Origin of the sequence: Shewanella sp. MR-4 (assembly GCF_000014685.1) — a bacterium.
Taxonomy (GTDB): domain Bacteria; phylum Pseudomonadota; class Gammaproteobacteria; order Enterobacterales; family Shewanellaceae; genus Shewanella.
Genome location: NC_008321.1, coordinates 1,727,412 through 1,751,682 on the forward strand (window position 1 = coordinate 1,727,412; position 24,271 = coordinate 1,751,682).

A 24,271-nucleotide genomic window follows, 5' to 3' on the forward strand; every position below is an offset into this window, starting at 1 on the left:
AAAGGCAATGTGAAATATGGCCAAAATGGTGCAAGTCATCGCTGCGGTAAGGGGAGATGGTGTTACGCGACTCGATTTAAGCTCAACATTCTTATCCCAAAATATGGGTAAGTGGTTGGGGGGGACTGAATACCCTTACGGGTGTTTTTATCTTCAGATAAGGCGGTTGGATATTATTAATGCAAATTAAAACATACTTGTTACAAGATGAATAAAACATCATCTAGTTAACGCTTAATTTGATTGCCACTCAAAAATCACTATGTTAAAAATCTTTCGCTAAAACAGTGCTTAATAATAAATTAAAGTTAATTCAGATTTAATGCTTTATCAATAATAGCCATTAACCTTGATTTGCCCCTTAACAATATGTGGAGATGAAAATGGGGAGACGCATTCGGGTGATTATTAGCTTACTAATATTCACAGTCTCGTTATTGCTTTTGTATAACCTTGAACAGGATTATCAATTAAATGATATTTTGGCTGAGGTTAAATTATTTTCATTTTCACAGCTTGCGCTTGCCGTTGCATTGACTGTGACCAGCTACTTAATCTTGACCTTGTATGATTATCTTGCGATTAAACAACTTGGCTCATCATTAAGTTATCCAAAGGTCGCTCCCGTTTCATTTTTAGCCTTTACCTTTTCCAATACCATAGGGTTTTCATTACTCACAGGCACTTCGATACGCTATAAGTTTTATTCAGAGTTAGGGTTAAGCGGTAATCAGATAACTCAAATAGTGCTCGCCTGCTCGGTGACTTTTTTCCTCGGGTTATTCTTCATTTGTGGTATCGCGCTGATTAACTTCCCGGCGCAGCAACTGGCTGATTTGCCATTGCCAGCTTGGCTGTTTTCCTTGAGCCGTGTGTTTGGCGTTCTGATGCTGCTCTGTGTCGTAGGCTATTTTCTGTTTAGTCTGTGGCGTAAAAAACCGATTTATTTTCGTGGGTTTGAGTTTGCGCCTCCCGAACGGTCTCAGTCGTTGAAACAGATTGTGGTCTCGACACTCGATTGGTTAGTGGTGGGAACATTATTCTATTCCCTGCTGCCTGCGGTGGATGGTTTAAGTTACCTTCAAGTGCTCAGTATTTTCTTTGTGGCAAATGCCATCGGGGTGCTTGCCCATGTGCCTGGAGGGATTGGTGTTTTTGAATCTGTGGTTACAGTGACCTTATCCCAGTATTTACCCGTTGAACAAATATTGGGCTCGGTGATTGTGTATCGGGTCATTTATTATATTGTGCCTTTTATGCTGGCCCTGATTTATTTTGTGGCGGGTTTAGTATTAAGTAATAAGGATAAATTATCTAAGATAAATATTGATTTACATATTGTCAGACAGTTATTACCACCACTATTAAGCATTAGTGTGTTTTCCGTCGGTTTAGTTTTATTGCTGTCAGTGGTTAATCCTTCCATTGTGCACAAATATCATTGGCTAGGGGAGATAGTGCCGCTACCGATTGTCGAATTGTCGAGCTTAATATTGAGTGCCAGTGGTATTTTGTTGCTGTTATTATCCCATGGCTTGTTTAAGCGTTATCAAAAAGCCTTCGTACTCACCCAAAAGCTATTATTAGTAGCCATTGTTTTTATTGTGCTTAAAGGCGCTGAATGGCAGATTTCCCTAGCACTCGGTCTTATCTATTTATTAATGCTGCCCTGTGAACAGGTGTTTTATCGCCAAGGTTCGATTGTGGGCGTTAAATATTCCTTCGGCTGGTTATTATCCCTCGCCGCGGCGTTATTTTTGATGGTGTGGGTGTTGTTTTTTGCCTACCAAGATGTGGATTATGACCATTCGCTCTGGTTAACCTTCTCGCAGGATAGCCATGTGTCCCGCGCGTTACGGGGTGGTGCGATAGCCCTCGTGATTCTGCTCGGCTTTGCCATTCGTTATGTGCTTGCGGTGCGAAAACCCCATACCAGTCGCCTAGATAGCTCGACCTTGAGCTGCACCATGGAGATTGTTGCCAATGCGCCGAGTAGCCACGGTTATCTTGCCTTAGTACAAGATAAATCGCTGTTATTTAATGAAGATAAAGATGCCTTCTTAATGTATGCCCGCGCCGGACATTGCTGGGTGGTGATGGGCGATCCTATCGGTAATCCAGATAAATTTGATGATCTCCTGTGGCAGTTTCGCGAGCTGTGTGACGCCTACGATGGTTGGCCGGTGTTTTATCAAGTGACGCAAAAGTATTTACCCCACTTTTTAGAGCAAGGGTTGAGCCTGTATAAACTCGGCGAAGAGGCCATAGTGTCCTTAGCGGAATTTGAATTGCAGTCGAGTAAGTATCGCAGTTTGCGGCAGAGCCATGCTAAGGCATTAAGGGAAGGCTTGAGCTTTAAGGTTGTCGATGCCAGTGAAGTACAGAGTCTATTGCCAACATTAGAGGCTATTTCAACCAGTTGGCTTAAGGCCAAACAGGGGCGAGAAAAAGGGTTTTCGGTTGGTTATTTCTCCTCAGCTTACCTGTGCACCACGCCTATGGCCTTAGTGTATTTGAATGGCGAGCTGGTGGCCTTTTCCAATGTGTGGGCCAGTGGCGCCAAAATGGAGTTCTCCGTTGATTTGATGCGTTATCTGCCGAATTTATCGGGCAGCAACATAATGGACTTTTTGTTTACAGAGCTATTGCTTTGGGGCAAACAGCAAGGATATCAGCAGTTTAATCTTGGCATGGCGCCCATGTCTGGATTAACCGATAGAGCCTTGGTACCGTTTTGGACCAAGCTTGCCAAAACGGTTTATAAGAAGGGGAATAAATTTTACAACTTTCAGGGGCTTAGAAGGTATAAGGATAAGTTTAATCCAAGATGGGAAGCTAAGTATTTGATTTGTTATGGAGGGCTATCTTTACCCGTAGTGGTGGGTAGTTTGGTGACCTTAACGAGTCGTGGTGCAACTGGCGTATTTAAAAAGTAGGTGCGAGATGACGAAATCCTTAATCAAGATACTGAGCGTTTTACTTTTATGTTCAACTGCTAACGCCTTTGCCGATGAGTTTGCCGATAATCTGGGGCTAAGCTTGTTGCCTGTCGAACCATCAACTCAGGTAAACGTTTCCTCATACCACACCAAACCACCGCTGGTGATTTTTTTGAGTGGCGATGGCGGTTGGGCGACCCTTGATAAAGCCGTTGGGGGCATTTTACAGCAGCAGGGCTGGCCTGTGGTCGGCTGGAGCTCGCTGAAATACTATTGGAAACAAAAAGATCCCAAAGATGTCACCCAAGATACCTTAGCCATAATCGACAAGTACCAAGCGGAATTTGGCACGCAAAAAGTGATTTTGATTGGTTATTCCTTCGGGGCCGAAGTCATCCCCTTTGTGCTAAATCAGATGCCCGCGCGGTATCGAAACAACGTCTTGGGTGCTGTGCTGCTCTCTCCTTCACAATCTTCGGATTTTGAAATCCATGTGAGCGAGATGGTCACCTCGGATAATCAATCGGCCCGTTACTTAACCTTGCCCGAAGTGAACAAACAAACCACTGTGCCTATGCTTTGCCTCTACGGTAAAGAGGACGATGCGCCGCTGCATTTATGCCCTGCGGTCAAGCAGCCCAATGTCACTGTGATCGCGTTAAGCGGTGGCCACAGTTTTGATGATGACTACGATAAAGTGGTCAAGCTGATAAAAGGTTGGCTAAAGCCAAGTTAGTGCGATTTAGTGCATATGGCATCCTACGAGCCTAATGCTTTGGAATAAAACAAAGGGCGCAGATGCGCCCTTTGTTTTAGGTTGTACTACAGCGAATGACTAGAGCTGGTAGCTAATGTGCTGGTGGAAGCGCACCACGAGATCTTCCCGCTCTGGATCTAGCCCAATCTCGGCGGCAAAAGTTTTCAGTGCGGCTTCGACGTTATTCATAAAACGGCCATAGCCGGAGTCATCACAGTCCTTGGCGCCCGCGACGATAGTAAAATGCGCGGCTTCGACTAGGTTGTCGGCATCCCAGCGGCGGATCACTTGTTGCTCGGTTGCGTTCGGGTCAAAACCGATCATTTGCACTTCGGCCTTACTGTCGAGCTTCTCAAACTTACTGTTACGCACTAAGGGGGTTAAGCCGTTGGCGATCATAGCTAAACGGGTTAATTGCTTATTAGTCGCCGCCTTGAGGAAGTTATCTTCAAGATGTTGATATAACGGGCTAAAGTCCGTTGCGGAGTCGGGTAGTAAACCTTGTTTGAGCTTGCGACTCAGCGGCAGGCTGACGGTGACATAGGTGAGTGAGCTAACATTTTCCGGCAGGTCACATTTTCTGGCCTTGTATCTTGGTGCAATGGCTCGGAGTTTATAGCCGTAGGTTTCTTTATTACCTTTTGATTTAGCAAATAAATCATAGGATAAATGCTGGTGGTCGCGGATCTTCACTTTGAGATCTTTAATCGGCAGCTTAGGCATTAATTCGTTTAGGAGTTCTCGTACTCGGGTATGGAAATTGGCCGAGTTGCTACGGATCTCATCGCCTGTCGCTAAGAACACAATACGCAGTTTGCGGGCGCGGTAGTTGTCTTCGGTAAACAGGTTTTGTGCCTCGTGATAGGCAGGATTATAAAAAAACAGAATTTGTTCAGCGGTTTGGAAACAATAGGCTTCGGTGTGGTAACGCACGACTGGCAGTTTATCGTTAGTGATCACATGAACGTTACGGAGATCGTGTTGTTCTGCCAAGTTAAAAATAATGCGGCTTAAGGTTTGATAACAGCTATGGAAATCGGGGTATTGCGCCAGTAATTCATCCGTGACTTTAATTTCGGCGGTGATGTACTGGTTGGTACGAGCTTCCTTGGGTATGTACACTTTTTGCTGATGGCTAAGGGACATATTGACTCCTTGTTGGGTTAACCATTTGCTAACACGAATTTTACTGTTTCTCTAAGGCGTTAATGTTGCGTTGGAGCATGTTTTTATCGCTTAAATGCAACTTTACATCAGCAAGCTGTTTATTAGCTTAAAATTGCAGCGATTTTATTGAGTTAAGGCTTTTTCAATCCAAGGTTGCATCCAAGTGGCGATCTTCTCTTGGGCCTTTTCATTGGGATGAATTCCGTCCCTTTGCATCAACTCAGGGTGGGGAGCAATGTCCTGCATAAAGAAGGGGATTAATGCAATCTCCTCGTCTTTAGCAATCTCTTGATACACTTGGGTGAACTTTTGGGTATAGCGAGGGCCATAGTTAGGCGGTACCATGATTTCGGTCAGTAGCACTTTAGCACCGCTATTTTTCGCTAGGGTAATGATTTGGATTAGGTTATTTTTGAGTTGCGTCGGGGGGAATCCACGTAAACCATCGTTACCACCGAGTTCGACCACCACCAAATCGGGGGTTACGGAATCGAGCAGTGCAGGCAAACGACGCAAACCGCCCGCTGTGGTTTCACCGCTTACCGAACCATTGGTAAATTCATGCTCGGGTAAATTTTTTTGCAGCAGCGCCACCCAGCCTAATTGTTCCGACATGCCATAGCTGGCACCTAAGCTATCGCCGAGGATCAACACTTTCGCCGCCTGAACTGGCGTGGTTATAAACAGACTTAACAGGATGCAGGCGCTCACGGCCTTTGCCATCTGCTTGCATCTAAGCGATTGACGCAAGAACGATTTGTATAAGAAGGATCCTATGTCTAACGTCGTTTCAAAAAACAGTGCCATCAATGTTGTTAACCTCGAAAAATCGGTGACTACTCAGGAAGGTTCGCTCACTATCCTCAAGGGCATTAACTTAGATGTCAAGCAGGGGGAAAGTGTGGCGATATTAGGCCCCTCAGGTTCGGGCAAATCGACACTGCTTGGCTTACTCGCCGCGCTCGATACCCCCACTTCGGGGGAGATTTGGCTCGATGGCCAAGCCCTATCACCGCTCAATGAAGAACAGAAAGCCGCGCTGCGTAAGCAGAAGGTGAGCTTTATTTTTCAATCTTTTATGTTAGTTGATACCTTAACTGCCCTCGAAAATGTGATGCTACCTGCCGAGCTTGCTGGGGTTAAAAATGCCAAGGAGAAGGCCGAGGCCATGCTGGGGCGCGTGGGGTTATCCCACCGTTTGACCCATTTACCTAAACAGCTATCCGGCGGCGAGCAGCAAAGGGTGGCCATTGCTCGCGCCTTTATCTGTGAACCTAAGGTGCTATTTGCCGACGAGCCAACCGGCAATTTGGACAGTGTTAACGGCCATAAAATTGCCGATATGTTGTTTGAGCTGAACCAAGAGAGCCACACCACGCTCATCCTAGTCACCCACGACTTGCAATTGGCGAAGCGCTGCCAAAGGCAACTGGTTATGGACAACGGCCACTTACAGGAAGAGTTAGATTCGGCCTCATCGCACAGCGTGAATGACAACCTTGAATTAAGCGCCAAGGAGGCCTAACCCATGGAGCTTAATTTGGCATGGCGCCTGTTTAAGCGCGAGCTGCAACAGGGGCAGTTGTTATTGATAATCCTCGCCATTACCTTGGCGGTGCTGTCGGTCAGTGGTCTTGCGCGGGTCAGTGAGCGTTTGCAGGTCGCGATAAACGGGCAAGCGACTCAGTTTATCGCCGCCGATCGCATCATCGACTCTCCCGTTCAAATTGATGCCAGCATTCTGGCTAAGGCCGACGAGCTTGGTCTTAAGCATGTGACCAATATGCAATTTAACTCTATGGTGTATGCGGGGGATAAGTTTCAGTTAGTCACAGTGCGGGCGGTCGAGTCTGGTTATCCACTTAAGGGCGACATAGAACTTAAAGCGGCCAATGGCCAAGATGAAAAAGCCCAAGGCTTGCCCCACGCCGATGAGGTGTGGTTTGAGAGTCGCTTAGGGGGACTCTTGGGATACCCGCAAACACTGGAGTTAGGCAACAGTGAGTTTCGTTTAAGTCAAGAAATCAGCCGCTTACCCGATGCGGGTTTTAATCCATTCGCTTCTTCCCCCGTGGTGTTAATGCGGATTGAAGATGTCGCCAAGACTGGGGTTATTCAACCCGGCAGCCGAGTGACCTATCTGTATCAATTTGTGGGTGAAGAAAGCGCCTTCAGCGCCTTTGAAAATAGCGTTAAACCGCTGCTGAATAATTCCCAGCGCTGGGTCGATGTGCAGTCTGGCGACTCACCGATAGCGGGCGCGGTGAAGCGGGCGGAGCGTTTTTTACTGCTGGCAAGTTTGCTCGGTATTGCGCTGGCCTGCGCCGCGATTGGGATTGCTGCCCAGCGTTACTGCCAACGTCATTATGATGTGGTCGCCATGCTCAAAACCTTTGGCGCCTCATCAACTCAAATCCGTCGACTATTCGGCATCCATTTACTGCTGGTGACGCTGTTTGGCATTGTGCTGGGGTTAATCGGCGGGGCACTGCTGGATTTAGGCATTAATCAACTATTACCCCCTGAAATCGCTGCTTATTCGCCGCCGTTGACTCGGCCGCTACTGCTTGGGATCAGCACAGGGCTTATCAGCGCCTTTATGTTTTCGGCCTATCCTTTAATGCGTCTGCTGGCCATTCCGCCACTGCGCGTTTTACAAAGGCAACTCGAGGGCTTGCAGCTCGGCATGTGGCTGCATTTACTCCTCAGTTTAGGGGCGATGGCACTTTTGGGATATTTGTATTCCCAAAGCTGGGCACTGACACTGACGGTGGTCGCGGCTGTGCTGCTACTGGGCGTATTGCTCAGTATTTTAGGCTTTGTGATGATCCGCCTTGGTCACAGTGTCGGCATGAAAACCACCAATCCCTTGCAACTGGCTCTCGCGGGGTTACGCCGCCGCGCGCGGCAAAATGCGGTGCAATTGGTGGGCTTTAGTGCGGCCTTGGTATTGCTATTGACCATTTTGGCCCTGAGGCAAGATTTACTGAACGAGTGGCAAAAACAGCTGCCCGAGAATGCGCCCAACTATTTCTTGGTCAATATCGCCCCCGATGATGCTAAGCCATTAAATGACTTTATGGCGCAAAAGGGCATAGCTGCAACGGATATCTATCCCGTGATTCGCGGCCGCTTGACTCAAATCAATGGTGAAACCTTGATTTCCGACGAGCAGGCCGAAGCGGGAGAGAAGGGGCGAGTAGGGATTTCCCGCGAGCTTAATCTCACCTGGCGCAATAGCTTACCCGCCAACAATGAGTTAGTTGAAGGGCATTTTAATCAGGCGGCGGATGAGGTTTCTGTCGAGTCAGGTGTTGCCGATCGTTTAGGACTAAAGCTAGGCGATACGCTGACTTACATGATTGATAACCAAGAGCTTAGGGTCAAGGTCGCTAGTATCCGTGCCGTGCACTGGGAAACCATGCAACCAAACTTCTTTATGATCTTCACTCAAGAAGCGCTGGCGCCCTTTGCCTATACCTCGATGGCAAGCTTCTACCTCGACGATAAAAAAACGGATGTACAAGGGAGTGATGCTCCGAAGAGCACAGTGATCCTCGAACTTATCCAGCAGTTCCCAACGGTGTCGATTATCGATGTCGGCGCCATGGTGGGGCAATTGCGGCAGATTATTGAGCAGGTGTCCCTGTCGCTGACGTTGGTCTTGGTTCTCGTTTTACTGGCCAGTTCTTTAGTGCTTATTGCGCAAACCGAGGCGGGAATGGCGACACGCCAGCGTGAACTCGCAGTGCTGCGCACCTTTGGCGCCTCAGGCTGGTTACTGCGTAGCGCCACTGGGCTTGAATTTGCGTTACTGGGGGGCATAGCTGGGGTACTTGCAGTGATAGTGGCCGAATTTGCGCTGTATCTGTTAAAGACCCAAGTGTTTGAACTCAATGTGTATATGCACTGGCCCTGGTGGGGGATTGCCCCTGTCTGCGGTGCCTTGTTAGTTGCATTACTGGGTGTTTGGCGCTGCCGTCAATTGCTCAATCAATCCTGCGCCGAATTATTAAAAGCGGGCGCTTAAGTTAAGGTGAGTTGGAGGTTAAGGCAAATGCCTTAACACCATCATTTGTAACCATGATTTGTAAAATAAAAAGCACTGGCCTAAACCAGTGCTTTTTTAATGGCGATTATTTGAGTGTTTTAGGTTGAGGCAAAGTTTGTGGCAAAGTTTGTGGCTAAGTTTGAGCATTTGTCACATTGGCTTACAAATGGAAAAAGCCAAGATGTTATCCCCAAAGAACTTAGTCGATTCTTATGAGTCTATTTAACGAGCAAGCGTTGCTTACGTCAGGCAATTGATAGCTTCGCATTGTCATCAAACGAGAAGATTGCTGGATTTTGGCCTCAGGGAGATAAACAGAATGTTTAAAAAACATAGAACATTACTTAGAGATAATCGCTCCATTTTATTGTTTATCAGCCTAATGCTGGTATTCAGGAGCGCGGTAGCTGATTGGAATACAGTGCCGACAGGTTCTATGTTGCCGACGATTGTCGAGGGCGACCGCATTCTGGTGAATAAGATGGCTTACGATATCAGAGTGCCATTTACCCATATCCCACTCGTTAAACTTGCGGACCCTACACGTGGGGATATTATCGTGTTCGACTCTAAAAAAGCCGATAAAAAGCTGATTAAACGGGTGATCGCCGTACCCGGTGATACTGTGATGATGCGGGATAATCGCTTGTATTTAAATGACAAACCACTCGCATATACACAGCAAACATTAAGTGCCTATGCGCCGGCGAATGTCACCGAGTGGCAGGAGGATCTACTCGGCATAGCGCACAGTATTCGCCTCAATCCGCAGCCTTCGCAGCTGGCTAATTTTGGCCCAGTTACGGTTCCTGATAACCAGTATTTGGCGCTAGGGGACAATCGAGATAACAGTGCCGATTCAAGAGTCATAGGTTTTGTGCCAAGAGAGGAGATTGTTGGCCGCTCAAGCTCCGTAGTCTTCTCATTGGATTACAACGATTATTACATGCCGCGGCCTGAGCGCATGATGCGCGCGTTCTAACTTGTCCTTAGATTTCACTCTTCACGAGATATAAAAATGGCGCCCTTATCGGCGCCATTTTTGTTTGATGATAAAGCGTTGCACTCTTACATCAAAAAGCTGAGGTAGCCCTGCAATACAATTAAATTAACTATATCGATAAAGAAGGCGCCGACAATCGGTACCACCATAAAGGCCTGCGGAGAAGGGCCTGTGCGTGATACTAGTGCGCCCATATTCATCACCGCAGTAGGAGTGGCACCCATACCAAAGCCACAGTGACCGCCGGTGATCACCGCCGCGTCGTAGTTACTGCCCATAATTTTAAAGGTTACAAAATAGGCGAATACCGCCAGCACTGCGGTTTGCACCAGCAGGATAATCAGTAATGGGATAGCCAGATCCAAAATTTCCCACAACTTGAGGTTCATCAAAGCCATAGAAAGAAATAACGACAGCGCCACAGTACCTATCACATCGATACTCTCAGTATGGGGTTTATAACCGCGGGTCACTTCGGTGATGTTGGCGATGATCACCCCAAGAAACAGGGCATAGACAAAGTCCGGCATCTTGAGCCAATTCAGCTGATATTCGCTGACAAACACTGTAAACCATTTGGCCCCAGCAACGCAGATGAGCAGCACAAACAGGGTTTCAATGATTGTCTTAGCGGTGACTTGGTCCTCTTCGAGCTGATCATAGGTCACCAGTTGTGGATGCGTGGTGTGGTGCTTACGGCCCATGCCATAACTTGACACCAGATTATGTTTGCCAATCAATCGCTGCGCGATGGGGCCGCCGATGATACCGCCCATGACTAAGCCAAAGGTGGCTGCCGCCATAGCAAGCTCTAAGGTATTGATGCCGTAGTTTTCGGCAAAGGTTTGTGACCAGGCAACGCCAGTGCCATGGCCGCCGGAGAGGGTAATCGAGCCTGCGATAAGGCCTAAGATGGGGTCTAAACCGAGGAGGCTTGCAAGGCTCACCCCGACAGCATTTTGAATGACGATATAGACAGAAGCTACGCCGAGAAAGATAAACACTTTTTTGCCACCACTGAGCAGTAGCTTATAGTTTGCCGATAAACCTATCGTACTGAAAAACATCAGCATTAAGGTGTTTTGCATGGGTAAACTAAAGGCGAGTGTGATGTCTTGAAAATGTAAAAAGGCAACCACTGCGGCGACGACTAGCCCGCCAACGATAGGTTCGGGAATATTGTATTGTCTAAAAACACGCACATGGCGATTGATGGAATGGCCAATAAACAGCACGAAGATAGCAATTAAGAACGACTCGAGTTCGCCAATTGTATAAGTGGTGTGCATGATAGTTCCTTACAAATGGTTTGTGTGGGAATACCGCTGTACTCAAGCTGGCTGTATTCAAGCTGAGTGAGGGCGACCCATCTCGTTATTTAGCATTATCTAATGCTAAGTGTTAAACGCGCGATCTAAGGACAGATTCTTATCAATCCCCAAGGCTGGAGAAGGAGTATTTAGCGCGAATATGAACCGTATTGGTGTAGTTGATCAGCATCGCGACAGAGGGTGCGGATACTGAAGATAATGAACTTGCTCGGAGTGTTAACTGTGCTTCAGTGCGGGCGCTAACACGTCAATAGCGATAAGCAAGAGGTGGGGAGTGTAACAGAAAAATGCGCTGATGTCGTTAAATTGCCTTTAAAATCATTGTGTTGCATTTATGTTTTTCGGCTGTTGCCAGATGCGAGCGCTGCATTTAAAAAAATCACATCGATAAATAAATCGCCACAGGGGATTTTTATCTCTGATTTTCAAGCCATTATTCAGCATGGCGTTAACCCTCGACTCTGCGCTTGGTAACATTTTATTCTCAAGCCAGTTACCGATATTGGCGGAGTCGAAAAAGCTGTTAACTCGCGAGTACGTCCCTTAGCGCAGGTTCGAGTCGCTCAAAACGGAAGCTAAACCCTGCATCTAGCGCATGTTTGGGGAGCACAAATTGCCCTTCGATAAGTAACTCCGCCATTTCGCCCATCGCGAGTCGCAGCATAGTGGCTGGGGTCGTGATAAAGGTTGGGCGATTTAAGACTCGACCTAGGGTGGTGGCAAACTCGGCGTTACTGACAGGATTAGGCGCGGTGGCATTAAAAATGCCCTCGCATTCGTCATGATTGAGTAAAAAGTCTATCAGCGCCACCATGTCCTGAATGTGTATCCAACTCATGCCCTGGCATCCGTGGCCTATAGGTCCACCTAGCCCCAATTTAAACGGTGGCAACATCTTCGCGAGTGCGCCGCCATGGCCAAGCACTATACCCGTGCGTAGGATGCAGACGCGAGTTTTGGTGGCGGCTTGCTGCGCGAGTCTCTCCCATTCCTGACAAATATCATGGCTAAATTCGGGGTGTGGGGCTGCGGTTTCATCGATGGGGATGGCGCCTTGGCGGCCATAAAAACCGATGGCAGAGCCACTTATCATCACTTTGGGTGGGGTGCAGCTGTGTAAAATCAGTTGGCTTAGTCGCGCCGTGGTATTCCAGCGGCTATCGCAGATGCGCTGTTTTTGCTGCGCGCTCCAACGTTTAGCAACAATGGGCTCGCCGGCGAGATTTATCACCGCATCGATATGATTTAAATCATCAACTTCATCTAAGGTGCTGAGATATTGGTGCTGCGGGCCTAATAGTTGCCGACTGGTGCCGGGGTGGCGGGTGAGCAAGACCAATTCATGCTGATTGGCTAAATGGGCGACTAACTGTTGACCAATAAACCCACTAGCTCCCGTTATCAATATCTTCATCGTCGAGTCCTTGGTTGATGGTTTTCTTTGATTATAAGCAATATACGATAACGGGCGTGCGGGGATCACTTTATTGCTGTTTTTGGTAACACAACTCCATCGACACCGAATCGGCAAAGCGCAGAGCGTGGGGCTTGTCGATTTCGACACTGGCAAATTCGACCCAAGGATGCTCACTGGCGATGGCTAGTGTTTGGCTGGTGAGGTTTTCGAGCAGTGAGAAGCGATTGTTTTCAATCAACTCAATGATTTTTTTTGTGATGGTACGATAATTCAGCGCATCGTCGACATTATCACTGTTGCGAGCCTTGTCGGCACAGTAGTGAATGACGACATTGACGATCACATCCTGCCGATTTTGGATTTCATCTTCTTTTATACCGATAAAAGTGCGCAGTCTTAAGTTTTTAATGCGTATAATCGCGGTTTCTGGTTTCATAATGACAATCTAGTTTTCTGGCTTAGGTGATTGAGTTTGAGACTTTTCTCGGGCTAGCCTAACAAACTTTATCTAAGATCAAGAAGGATTTTTACGTCATGACACGTTCCAATACGCCGTCTGCCGCCTATAAAGGTTTTGCCGTCATGGCCTTTGTGGTGATTATTTTGGCAGGGATAAAGGCCGCCAGCCCGATTGTTGTTCCCTTTGTGTTATCCAGTTTTATTGCGGTGATCTGTAATCCGGCGATAGGCTTGATGACCAAATATCGCGTACCTAAATGGCTCGCCGTGATCCTGCTGATGGGTTTTATCGTGTTGATGGGCTTGTGGCTCGCCTCTCTGGTAGGCAGCTCCATTAATGAGTTTTCTAAGCAGTTGCCGCAGTATCGCGATCAGCTGGTGGAGCAGTTTTCTTGGGTGCTGCATAAGTTGCAGGCGCTGAATATCCAAATCTCCAAGGAACAAGTGTTGGCCTATTTCGATCCCGGCATGGCGTTGTCTATGACCACCAATATGCTCTCGGGTGTTGGCAATGTGATGGCGAATTTGTTCCTGATCATTCTGACCATCGTCTTTATGCTGTTTGAGGCGCAATCTTTGCCGAAGAAACTGCACTTGGCACTGGACGATCCGGACATGCGTTTGCAGCAGATTGACCGTTTTCTGCAATCGGTGAATCAATATATGGTGATTAAGACCTTAGTCAGTTTAGCGACGGGCTTGATTGTCGGCGTGGGGCTTGCGGTGATTGGGGTGGATTACGCGCTGCTTTGGGCGGTTATCGCCTTTTTATTCAACTATATCCCGAATATCGGCTCGATTATCGCGGCCATTCCCGCCGTGTTGCTGGCCTTTATCCAATTAGGCCCTGCGGCGGCTGGCGGTACGGCGATGTTATACGTCGGCGCAAATATGGTGATGGGCAATGTGGTTGAGCCTAAGTTTATGGGCCGCGGTCTCGGGCTTTCCACCCTAGTGGTGTTCTTATCGTTAATTTTTTGGGGGTGGTTACTGGGCTCGGTCGGCATGTTGCTGTCGGTTCCCTTAACCATGGTCGTCAAGATCGCCCTCGAATCCAGTAAGAGTGGTGGCTGGTTAGCCATTTTATTATCCGACGATGTGGATGATAAACTAGTAAGCCAATCGACAAGCACCGCTCCGATTTCTGAACCTGTCGATACCCATTCAACAGATAATAAGTAGTAGATAATGCAACGTTTTATAGATGCACTGGCGACGATAGAAGTCGGTGAAGATGCCACGCGATTATTCCATGGCCGTGGCGGTTATTACCCTGGCTGCGAACATCTTTGTTTAGATTGGTTCGCGCCCGTGTTGTTATTGACCAGTTTTATTCCCCTCGAAGCGGCCGAGTTGGCCCTGTGCCAACAGGCGATTACGGCGCGTTGGCAAGCGATACAGCCCAATCGGCCGTTAAACTTGGTGTATCAATATCGTAGTGGTGGCGAAACCTTTAGCCAAGTACTGGCGGGTGAGGTGCCCGATCCCCATGTGGTCACTGAAAATGGTGCCCAGTTTCAGGTACATTTATTGCGGGGACAAAACCACGGTTTGTTCCTCGATATGGCCAATGGCCGTGAATGGGTAAGAGCCCATGCTCGCCATAAGAAAGTGCTGAATTTGTTTGCTTATACCTGTGGTTTCTCGGTGGCAGCACTGCAGGGCGGTGCCGATGAAGTGGTGAACATGGACATGAGTAAAGGCGCGTTAGCCATAGGCAAGCAGAATCATCTTCTCAATGGCTTTAGCGCGGGCGCACGCTTCTTAGGGCACGATATTTTTAAGTCATGGGGTAAGTTACGCAAGTTAGGCCCCTATGACATTGTGGTTGCCGATCCGCCGAGTAATCAAAAGGGCAGTTTCGTTGCGACTAAGGATTATGTGCGTTTGATCAGGCATTTACCCGAGTTGTTAGCCGAGAATGCCGAAGTGCTACTCTGCTTAAATGCACCGGAACTCGATACCCAGTTTTTACGTCAGCAAGTCGAAGACGCCGCGCTTGCACTCGAATACCTTGAGCGCTTACCCAATCCCGCTGCCTTTGTTGATGTCTCTGAGGAGAAATCATTAAAGGTGCTACGTTATCGCTTAAAGGCGTAAGCCCTCGGGTCTCATTAAACGCCGTCATGAAATGCCATCATAAGACCTTAAGAGGCTTTATGATGGCGTCGAATGATGTCGCTTCGCGCCTTATCCTATCTTTACTTAACTAGCCTGTTAATAGCTTAACCGCTCTGAGAGTTGCGATTGCCCATGATGTTCAATGGCGAGACTGACATTGTGCGGGTCTAAGTGCTTAAGCGCCGAAATTTCAGCATAGAGCTTATCCTGTACATCGAGCGGGATATTCATTTGATCCATAAACATATGGATCCCCAAGATATCGCCGTGGCTGAATAAGGTAGTGAGTTTTGCTGCTTCAAACTCAATGATGGCATTCATATCGACCTCCTACTCGCATCATTATTTAATTGATAGCAGTTTGTGCCCGTCTTCCTAGATTCTTTGTTTGTAAGCACGCGCCCTTTAGTGCATTAGGCTATATCAGCTGAAAGGCTTTCATTTCGAGATACGTTTTTGCGGCTTTTTTAATCGTTAAAAACCGTTTTTATCTTTTAAATCGAAACAAAACTGAAAGTTTTCTGTAATTATTAATCTGACTTTGGTATACTCAGCGCCACGGAAATTCCCTTTCCTCATGGGCAAAATGTCAGCATAGAACGGCATGCCTTTGCGACCTTACAAAATCGAGCAGGAGTTGTTATGGAAGTTCATGAATACGAAAACGCTTACTACCAAGTTAAAGACGACGTGATGACGTCTTTACCTGCACAGAGCGAAGAAGAAGCGGTCTAAGTCTTGTAAACCTAAGGTTTACAGTGCGAATTCTGAGTCTGAAGTAACAAATACAAGCACATGAAAATAGCAACCCTAGGGTTGCTATTTTTTTATCCGTTGTGGGATTGAAGTAGAGTGGGGAAGATCGTTTAGCCATTCACCTTACGTTTTTCTGGCATGAACTCAACGATAATCCATTTGCCGCCAATTTTATGCAGGCGAATGGTTCTGTCATCAATCCAAGGCTGTCCACCCTTTAAGCCCTTCATCTTAACGACGACCATGACGTCTTTGGTGAACTTACGGAAAAAGTCGATATCGATATCATCAATTTCCATTTCGACATTGGTCATAGACAGGCCGAGCATATTACGCTGTACCGCTGCGGCGATGTAATAGTGGGTTAAGACTTCTTTGAGTGGAGCATCGACATATAACTTGGCTTTCTCCACATCTCGGTCAACATAAATGGCGCTAAAAAAGCCGAGACTCACCTCTTCGGGAGTGAGCACGTGCTGCTCTTTGTCTCCAGCATCGCCACAACCAAACAAAAACAATAATGAAAGGAAAAATAAGGTTCTCATGGCTTTTCGTTATAGGAATTTGTCATGAGTATCGCGATTTTAGCGGCTATGTTCAAGTTTTGTAATAATGGCGGTCACTGCCGAAAATGACTTGACTCAGATCGGCCGCCTGTGGCATATCTGAAAGGATGACTTCATTAGGTTATCCACAGAATCTGTGGACAACTATGTTGAAGACTAGAGGGATAATTTTTAAGTGGCTGATTGTATATCGATTTATTTGCTGGTTAAAAAGTGACGCTTTTCTGTGACGCCGTTATCCAGGCATTTCCTTGTGGATATTTTCTTAGTTTTTCCCAGTCTATTCACAGCGTGTGAATTTCCCAAAACAGCATTTTTATGACATTTTGAGGATATTTTAAGCGTTTAATGCTGCCCGCTTTGTGAGCTTTTTCTTTCGGAAATAAAAAAGCACTGAGGAGTTCAGTGCTTTTTTGATGATGCTTTAGCTAAGTATATTAGGCTTTGCTGGCATCGTTTTGTGACGCTTGAATCGCCGTCAGTGCGATAGTGTAGACGATATCGTCCACTAAGGCGCCGCGGGATAAGTCGTTCACAGGCTTACGCATGCCTTGCAGCATGGGGCCAATGCTGATGAGGTCAGCACTACGCTGTACAGCTTTATAAGTGGTGTTACCCGTGTTGAGATCAGGGAACACGAATACAGTCGCTTGGCCTGCAACAGGGCTGTTAGGCGCCTTAGAGCGAGCCACGTTTGGCATGACGGCCGCATCGTATTGCAGTGGACCGTCGATCACCAAGTCAGGACGTTTTTCTTTCGCGATACGGGTCGCTTCACGCACTTTATCCACATCCGAACCCGTACCTGAGTTACCGGTTGAGTAGCTGATCATCGCCACTCTTGGTTCGATGCCGAAGGCCTTGGCAGATTCTGCCGATTGGATAGCGATATCGGCCAGTTGTTCAGCGTTTGGATCGGGGTTAATCGCGCAGTCACCGTAAACTAACACTTGATCCGGCATCAACATAAAGAAGATAGAAGAGACAAGGCTTGAACCCGGTGCCGTTTTGATCAGTTGTAGCGGCGGACGAATCGTATTTGCCGTAGTGTTTACCGCGCCAGAGACGATACCATCGACTTCGTTTTGCGCCAGCATCATTGTACCGAGCACCATGTTGTCTTCTAGCTGCTCTTTGGCAACGACTTCAGTTAAACCTTTGTTGCGACGCAGATCGAGCATTGGCTCTACATAGCGATCCCGTACTTCGTCGGGGTCGACAATCACAACGCCATCACCCAGTACCACGTCTTGCTGGGCAGCAATACGCAGAATTTCATCTTTTTTACCTAATAGCACGCAACGGGCAATACCACGCTCGGCACAAATGGCTGCGGCTTTGATGGTACGAGGCTCATCACCTTCAGGCAGCACCACGGTTTTGTGGGCGGCGCGCGCCAGTTCGGTGAGCTTATAACGGAATGCGGGTGGTGACAGACGGTGCTCCCTTGGGGAGTTTTTGGTCACGCTTTCAACCCAGGTTTGGTCGATATGGCCGGCGACATATTCCTGTACTAAGTCGATACGTACCGCATCATCCACTGGCACTTCGTGGTCGAAGCGTTGGATGTTTAGTGACGTCTGCCAAGTGTTGGTATCGATAAGGAATACTGGTAAACCTGTCTCGAAGGCCTGTTCGCACAGTTTTAAAATTTCAGGCTCTGGCTCGTAGCTACCAGTCAGTAGCAGGGCGCCAATCTTCACGCCGTTCATGGCGGCAAGGCACGCTGATACAATCACGTCGGAGCGATCGCCAGAGGTCACCAGCAGTGAATCTGTCTTAATATGGTTGACCATATTCGGTAAGCTGCGGGCGCAGAAGGTCACTTTACGTAGGCGGCGGGTGTTCATCTCGCCAGCGTTAAGAATGCGAGCACGTAAATGTTTAGCCAGATCCGATGCGCGTGGCGCAACTAGATCGAGGTTGTAAGGCACGCTACCTAAGATGCGCAGTGGGCTTTTACCCGGCAATTGGAACATGATTGAAGAATCTGAACGTTGTACGCCTTGATGATCGAACACTTCCGATAAATCTGGGCGTGCACGGCCTTCATCGTCTACCGGCGCACCAATCTTGTTGATTACTGCACCAATGAGACGTTTGTTGTTTTTGCCGCCCCACGAGTTGTAGGCAATTTCGAGACGGTTCATCAGGCCTGTTGGCGTGTCGCTGCCAGGGGTGGCAATGAAAATCACGTCCGCGTCCATGGCCTTGGCGATGGCGTAGTTCACATCATCGGCAAAGGGATGGTTGCGGGTTGGCACTAGGCCTTCAACAATCAGGGTTTCGGTATTGCTGGCGCATTCTGCTGCGCGGGCAATGATTTGTTCCATCAGTACGTCGGTTTGATCGGCGCGGATCAGTGCTTCGGCATGGGCCATATCGAAGGGCTCTAACGGATTGACCGTGGGCGATTTGCTTAAAATCGTGGTAGAGCGCTCTGGGCCATTATCATTAGGACGTAGCTGGGAAATGGGTTTAAAGAATTGGACTTTTACCCCGTGACGCTCTAACGCGCGCACCATACCTAGGCTTAAGGAGGTCAGGCCAACTCCTGTGCCTATGGGGATTAACATAATATTTCGAGACATAAAAACCTCTAAGTTCGATGGTTTTTGGCAGAGTGAGTCGTCTCTGCTTTGCTTGTGTTTATTTAGCTGTAGGTCGCTAATAATAAAGCCGTTTGGCTAAGCAAACGGCTTGAATCATCTTATTATTTTGTAATGAGTTTAATCGAATCTTCGGCGATAACCCACTCTTCGTTGGTGGGGATGACCATGGCAACGGTGCTGTTATCTGTGGTGATGATGCCTTTCTTACCGAAGCGGGCCGCTTTGTTACGCTCGCTATCTACATGGAAATTGAAGATTTGCAGCATGTTGAGCACTTTCTCGCGGATGATGTCGGAGTTTTCGCCGATACCACCGGTAAAGACCACGGCATCTAAACGACCGAGTGGCACAGTGTAAGACGCGATATATTTCGCCAGACGGTAGCAGAAGATTTCCAGTGCTAAGGTTGCGCCTTTGTGACCATCGGCATAACCTTCTTCGATGCCACGGCAATCGTTGGTTAGCTCAGAAATCCCTAGCAGACCACTTTGCTTGTTCATCAGGTTGTTGACTTCTTCCAGAGTGTAACCGAGTTGGTGCACTAAGTGGTAGATGATAGATGGGTCGAGATCGCCACAGCGAGTGCCCATGACTAAACCTTCAAGCGGCGTCAGTCCCATTGAGGTATCAACACTCTTACCGCCTTTAACCGCCGTTACAGAGGCACCGTTACCTAAGTGCGCGCAGATCACATTGGTCTCTTCTAAAGGTTTGTTCAACACTTTAGCGGCTTCACGGCTGACAAACAGGTGGCTAGTGCCGTGCATACCATAGCGGCGGATACCATGCTCACGGTACAGCTTGTATGGCAGAGCGTAGATAAAAGCGCGCTCAGGCATGCTTTGGTGGAATGCCGTATCGAACACCGCCACTTGTGGCAGTTTAGGGAAAGATGCAATGGCCGCGCGAATACCGATAAGGTGTGCTGGGTTATGCAGTGGCGCCAGTGAAGAACATTCTTCAATACCTTTGATCACATGCTCGTCGATGATCACAGAGCGAGTGAATTTCTCACCGCCGTGTACGATACGGTGACCCACGGCTTGAATTTGCGCGGCTAATTCAGGTTGACCAGCAAGGATTTTATTGACGATAAATTCAACGGCTTCGCGGTGAGCAGTAAATGCACCTAAAGAGGACTCATGCTTTTCACCGTTGATTTTCCATTTAATGCGCGAGTCTTCTAAGCCAAAACACTCGGCTAGGCCAGAGATCTGATCGTCACCTGTTTGTGCGTCAATGACGGCAAATTTGAGTGAAGAGCTACCGCAATTGAGTACTAAAACCAGTTTATTAGACATGTGTAAACCTTTTGCCATTGTGTTTAAATTAACGATTCAAAATCTTGGAAACACTTGCGTAATTTGCCATCACAGTCTTGGGGCGCAGTGCCAGATTGTGCTATGGTAAAAGCAATGTTCCTCGGTTGTAGGTGTCTAAAATTGAGCATCAATATTCTCAAAACCTTAGGTGACGGTCGTCGCTATATGAAGACGTGGCCTATGGTTAGACAACTAGGTTTGTATTTTCCTGAGTATCGGGTGGTACGCGCCACTCAGCTTGCCATTCTGGTGATGCCAGTGCTGGCGATTTTGGCGAGTGTGAGTCAGATTTATACTTATGGTTGGGCGTTTTTACCCCAAGCCCTCACTATCGCGTTGTTCTTTATTAGCCTGCCGTTGCAGGGCTTATTGTGGTTAGGCTGGCGTGCGCGCCATCCATTACCTTTATCGCTGTTCGACTGGAGTAACCAGTTGAGTGCGAAATTGTCCGCCATGGGCATTCATTGCCAATCCTTGGGCGCTAAAGCGTGTTACCTTGATATGGCGCTCATCTTAAAAATAGCCTTTGAGCGCTTAGATGCCAGTTATTGGGAGGAGCTTTAAGCCTCCCTTGGCGTCTTAATACACAGCGTTAATCCCCTGTGAGCTAAACACGGCTTTAATTTTTTCCATGGTGTCGCGACTCGGTGGTGCAACGCCATCGAGTTGATAGCTTTCTCCCATAGCTTCCCACTTATGTTTGCCAAGCTCGTGGTAGGGCAGGAGTTCAACTTTTTCAATATTCTTCATGGGCTTGATAAATTCGGCCAGCTGTAATGCCGAGGCTTCATCATCGGTAAATCCACCCACGACCACATAACGTATCCACGTCGGCTGATTACGTTTGGCGAGATACTCGGCAAATTGCAGCGTTCTGTGGTTACTGACCTTAGTCAGTTCAATGTGTTTATCGTCATTCATCTGTTTGATATCGAGCAACACCAGATCGGTATTATCGAGTAGCTCATCAATCACTGGCGTGTACTTACGCACAAAGCCGTTGGTATCTAAACAGGTATGAATGCCTTCTTTCTTACAGGCTTTAAAAAGCTCGGCGACAAACTCCGCCTGTAATATGGCTTCGCCACCGCTGGCGGTCACTCCGCCGTTGCTGGCATCGAGGAAGGGGCGGTAGCTAATGATTTGGCTCATTAACTCGTCGACCTGTACTTCCTTACCACCATCAAGATCCCAAGTGTCACGGTTATGACAATACTGACAGCGCATTAAACAGCCCTGCATAAAGGTGATAAACCGTATGCCTGGACCATCCACTGTGCCAAAGGATTCCACTGAGTGGACCCGACCGGTAACTGCCATTGTGACTCCTGTTGAAATAAGTGAGGCTGTAGCACATTGTACTACAGCCTTACCTAATTTAGCTTACAGACCTTTTGTGAAAGTACGTGTGATCACGTCTTGCTGCTGCTCTGGGGTCAATGAGTTAAAGCGCACTGCGTAACCCGATACACGAATGGTTAGCTGCGGATACTTGTCAGGATTGACAACCGCATCCTCGAGCATCTCACGGTTCATCACGTTAACGTTCAAGTGTTGACCGCCTTCGTGTCCTTCGTTGTGGGCGAAATATCCGTCCATCAACGCCGCTAAGTTGGTACGGCGACCGTCTTCATCTTTACCTAAGGCATTAGGCACGATGGAGAAGGTGTAAGAGATACCGTCCTGTGCGTGGGCAAAAGGCAGTTTCGCCACTGAGGTTAACGAGGCAATCGCGCCTTTTTCATCACGGCCATGCATTGGGTTTGCACCCGGTGCAAATGGCGCACCTGAACGACGACCGTCTGGCGTGTTACCGGTTTTCTTACCATAAACCACGTTCGAGGTGATGGTCAGAATTGACTGAGTTGGGATCGCGTTGCGGTACATTTTACGGTCGCGGATCTTCGACATAAAACGTTCAACTAAGTCACAGGCGATATCGTCGACACGTGGGTCATTGTTACCAAATTTTGGATAATCACCGCTGATCTCAAAGTCGACGGCAATGCCGTTTTCATCACGTACAGGTTTTACTTGAGCGTACTTGATGGCAGACAGTGAGTCGGCCGCGATTGAAAGCCCTGCGATACCACAGGCCATGGTGCGACGTACATCTCTGTCGTGCAGCGCCATTAACGCGGCTTCGTAGGAGTACTTGTCGTGCATGTAGTGGATTGAGTTCAGTGCTGTGACATATTGGGTCGCTAACCAATCCATCAGGCCGTCTAAGCGATTCATCACGTCATCGAAGCTTAATACTTCGTCGGTGATTGGGTCGGCTTTTGGCGCGATTTGGATTTTCAGTTTTTCGTCAACGCCGCCGTTGATCGCATACAACATGGTTTTTGCCAAGTTGGCACGGGCGCCGAAGAACTGCATGTGTTTACCCACAACCATAGGACTCACGCAGCAGGCGATAGCGTAATCGTCAGATTGGAAATCTGGACGCATTAAGTCATCGTTTTCGTACTGGATAGAGCTGGTGTCGATAGACACTTTCGCACAGTACTTTTTAAAGCCTACAGGCAGTTTGTCCGACCAGAGCACAGTGATGTTTGGCTCAGGGCTTGGGCCCATAGTGTATAAAGTGTTTAAGAAACGGAAGCTAGATTTGGTTACCAGTGTACGGCCATCTAAGCCCATACCGCCGATAGATTCAGTTGCCCAAATTGGGTCGCCTGAGAACAACTCATCGTATTCTGGAGTACGTAGGAAACGCACCATACGCAGTTTCATCACGAAATGGTCAATCATTTCTTGAGCTTGTTGCTCAGTGATGGTGCCGTTTTTCAGATCGCGTTCAATGTAGATATCAAGGAAGGTTGAAGTACGGCCTAAAGACATCGCCGCGCCGTTTTGGCTCTTCACTGCGGCTAAATAACCGAAGTAAGTCCACTGGATCGCTTCTTGTGCGTTAGTGGCTGGGCGAGAAATATCGAAACCGTATTTCGCGGCCATTTGTTTCATTTGACCTAGAGCGCGGTGCTGCTCGGCAATTTCTTCACGCAGTTGGATAACGTTAGATAAATCTTCACCGGCTTCGAACTGCGCTTGCAGTGAGCTGAACTGGGCGAATTTATCCTTCATTAAGAAGTCGATACCATACAGAGCCACGCGGCGATAGTCACCGATAATACGACCACGACCATAGGCATCGGGTAAACCGGTTAATACGCCGGATTTACGACACGCCATGATTTCAGGCGTGTAGACGTCGAATACGCCTTGGTTGTGGGTCTTACGCAGTTCTGAGTAGATGTATTTTACATCGGCATCGAGTTCGCGGTTGTAGGCGGCACATGAGCCTTCAACCATGCGAATACCACCGTTAGGTAACATAGCGCGTTTAAGCGGCGCATCGGTTTGTAAACCAACGATAGTTTCTAAATCTTTATTGATATAACCCGCGTCATGGGAAGTGATGGTAGAAACCATCTTAGTATCGAAATCAACTGGCGCGTGGGTACGGTTTTCTTGCTTGATGCCTTCCATCACTTTGTCCCACAACTGGGTTGTGGCTTCGGTGGCACCGGCTAGGAATGACTCGTCACCTTCATAGGGGGCATAGTTTTGTTGAATAAAGTCACGTACATTGACTTCAGATTTCCAATCGCCAGGTGTAAAACCTTCCCATGCGTTGGCAAACAGTTCAGTTTTGTCGGTCATCGTACTAATACCTTTTGGTTGAGATAAAGGTCATTGGCGCTCATGGGCAAACCATGTTGAGTATAGGCCAATCGCTGTTTCCTGATTAAAGCTCCCTTCAAGAT

General features: G+C 47.8%; 19 protein-coding genes. 8 read left to right on the plus strand and 11 right to left on the minus strand.

Annotated elements, in window-relative coordinates:
* Positions 1 to 383 precede the first annotated feature (383 nt).
* The gene (gene mprF, locus SHEWMR4_RS07770) at positions 384 to 2,936 is read left to right on the plus strand and encodes a bifunctional lysylphosphatidylglycerol flippase/synthetase MprF (RefSeq protein ID WP_011622257.1); all 2,553 of its coding nucleotides are present in this window, start codon (positions 384 to 386) and stop codon (positions 2,934 to 2,936) included.
* A gap of 7 nt (positions 2,937 to 2,943) precedes the next feature.
* Positions 2,944 to 3,675 (plus strand): AcvB/VirJ family lysyl-phosphatidylglycerol hydrolase, encoded by a 732-nt coding sequence (locus tag SHEWMR4_RS07775; protein ID WP_011622258.1) that lies wholly within the window; start codon positions 2,944 to 2,946, stop codon positions 3,673 to 3,675.
* Between the two features lie 99 nt (positions 3,676 to 3,774).
* Here the strand turns inward: SHEWMR4_RS07775 and SHEWMR4_RS07780 are convergent, their stop codons facing one another.
* Together SHEWMR4_RS07780 and SHEWMR4_RS07785 are read right to left on the minus strand one after the other, a co-directional pair.
* Positions 3,775 to 4,842 carry a DUF3083 family protein gene (locus SHEWMR4_RS07780; protein WP_011622259.1) on the minus strand — a complete coding sequence of 356 codons (1,068 nt, stop codon included), beginning with the start codon at positions 4,840 to 4,842 and terminating at the stop codon, positions 3,775 to 3,777.
* Between the two features lie 144 nt (positions 4,843 to 4,986).
* Complete coding sequence (locus SHEWMR4_RS07785) at positions 4,987 to 5,586, minus strand: arylesterase (protein WP_011622260.1); 600 nt, start codon at positions 5,584 to 5,586, stop codon at positions 4,987 to 4,989.
* Positions 5,587 to 5,638: 52 nt separating this feature from the next.
* Here SHEWMR4_RS07785 and SHEWMR4_RS07790 point away from each other — a divergent pair, with 52 nt between their 5' ends.
* The 3 genes from SHEWMR4_RS07790 to lepB all read left to right on the plus strand — a co-directional run bounded on the left by SHEWMR4_RS07790 (position 5,639) and on the right by lepB (position 9,896).
* Positions 5,639 to 6,388, plus strand: coding sequence for an ABC transporter ATP-binding protein (locus tag SHEWMR4_RS07790; protein ID WP_011622261.1), 750 nt, complete (start codon positions 5,639 to 5,641; stop codon positions 6,386 to 6,388).
* Positions 6,389 to 6,391: 3 nt separating this feature from the next.
* Positions 6,392 to 8,893, plus strand: a complete 2,502-nt coding sequence (locus tag SHEWMR4_RS07795) for an ABC transporter permease (RefSeq protein WP_011622262.1) — start codon at positions 6,392 to 6,394, stop codon at positions 8,891 to 8,893.
* Positions 8,894 to 9,233: 340 nt separating this feature from the next.
* The gene (gene lepB, locus SHEWMR4_RS07800; protein WP_011622263.1) at positions 9,234 to 9,896 is read left to right on the plus strand and encodes a signal peptidase I; all 663 of its coding nucleotides are present in this window, start codon (positions 9,234 to 9,236) and stop codon (positions 9,894 to 9,896) included.
* An 86-nt stretch (positions 9,897 to 9,982) separates the two neighbouring features.
* On the opposite strand, the gene gltS is transcribed toward lepB, so the two are convergent.
* The 3 genes from gltS to folX form a co-directional block, all read right to left on the minus strand.
* The gene (gene gltS, locus SHEWMR4_RS07805; RefSeq protein WP_011622264.1) at positions 9,983 to 11,206 is read right to left on the minus strand and encodes a sodium/glutamate symporter; all 1,224 of its coding nucleotides are present in this window, start codon (positions 11,204 to 11,206) and stop codon (positions 9,983 to 9,985) included.
* Positions 11,207 to 11,771: 565 nt separating this feature from the next.
* Positions 11,772 to 12,662 carry a TIGR01777 family oxidoreductase gene (locus tag SHEWMR4_RS07810; RefSeq protein WP_011622265.1) on the minus strand — a complete coding sequence of 297 codons (891 nt, stop codon included), beginning with the start codon at positions 12,660 to 12,662 and terminating at the stop codon, positions 11,772 to 11,774.
* A gap of 70 nt (positions 12,663 to 12,732) precedes the next feature.
* A complete protein-coding gene (gene folX / locus SHEWMR4_RS07815) occupies positions 12,733 to 13,101 on the minus strand; it encodes a dihydroneopterin triphosphate 2'-epimerase (RefSeq protein ID WP_011622266.1) in 369 nt (122 codons plus the stop codon).
* A 98-nt stretch (positions 13,102 to 13,199) separates the two neighbouring features.
* On the opposite strand from folX, the gene SHEWMR4_RS07820 reads away from it, so the two are divergent.
* Together SHEWMR4_RS07820 and SHEWMR4_RS07825 are read left to right on the plus strand one after the other, a co-directional pair.
* Positions 13,200 to 14,306, plus strand: a complete 1,107-nt coding sequence (locus SHEWMR4_RS07820; protein WP_011622267.1) for an AI-2E family transporter — start codon at positions 13,200 to 13,202, stop codon at positions 14,304 to 14,306.
* Between the two features lie 6 nt (positions 14,307 to 14,312).
* Positions 14,313 to 15,224, plus strand: a complete 912-nt coding sequence (locus SHEWMR4_RS07825; protein ID WP_011622268.1) for a class I SAM-dependent methyltransferase — start codon at positions 14,313 to 14,315, stop codon at positions 15,222 to 15,224.
* Positions 15,225 to 15,341: 117 nt separating this feature from the next.
* Here SHEWMR4_RS07825 and SHEWMR4_RS07830 read toward each other — a convergent pair whose 3' ends face one another.
* From SHEWMR4_RS07830 to ackA, 4 genes are all read right to left on the minus strand, one after another.
* Entirely contained in the window at positions 15,342 to 15,566 is a 225-nt protein-coding gene (locus tag SHEWMR4_RS07830) for a hypothetical protein (RefSeq protein ID WP_011622269.1), read from the minus strand.
* A gap of 545 nt (positions 15,567 to 16,111) precedes the next feature.
* Entirely contained in the window at positions 16,112 to 16,546 is a 435-nt protein-coding gene (locus tag SHEWMR4_RS07840; protein WP_011622271.1) for a hypothetical protein, read from the minus strand.
* A gap of 458 nt (positions 16,547 to 17,004) precedes the next feature.
* Positions 17,005 to 19,158, minus strand: coding sequence for a phosphate acetyltransferase (gene pta / locus SHEWMR4_RS07845; protein ID WP_011622272.1), 2,154 nt, complete (start codon positions 19,156 to 19,158; stop codon positions 17,005 to 17,007).
* A 122-nt stretch (positions 19,159 to 19,280) separates the two neighbouring features.
* On the minus strand, positions 19,281 to 20,480 hold the full coding sequence (ackA, locus tag SHEWMR4_RS07850) for an acetate kinase (protein ID WP_011622273.1): 1,200 nt from the start codon (positions 20,478 to 20,480) through the stop codon (positions 19,281 to 19,283).
* 141 nt (positions 20,481 to 20,621) lie between these two features.
* Here ackA and yfbV point away from each other — a divergent pair, with 141 nt between their 5' ends.
* Positions 20,622 to 21,065, plus strand: coding sequence for a terminus macrodomain insulation protein YfbV (gene yfbV, locus SHEWMR4_RS07855; RefSeq protein WP_083757889.1), 444 nt, complete (start codon positions 20,622 to 20,624; stop codon positions 21,063 to 21,065).
* A gap of 15 nt (positions 21,066 to 21,080) precedes the next feature.
* Here the strand turns inward: yfbV and pflA are convergent, their stop codons facing one another.
* Positions 21,081 to 21,821 carry a pyruvate formate lyase 1-activating protein gene (gene pflA / locus SHEWMR4_RS07860; protein ID WP_011622275.1) on the minus strand — a complete coding sequence of 247 codons (741 nt, stop codon included), beginning with the start codon at positions 21,819 to 21,821 and terminating at the stop codon, positions 21,081 to 21,083.
* A gap of 63 nt (positions 21,822 to 21,884) precedes the next feature.
* Entirely contained in the window at positions 21,885 to 24,167 is a 2,283-nt protein-coding gene (gene pflB / locus SHEWMR4_RS07865) for a formate C-acetyltransferase (protein WP_011622276.1), read from the minus strand.
* Positions 24,168 to 24,271: the final 104 nt, after the last annotated feature.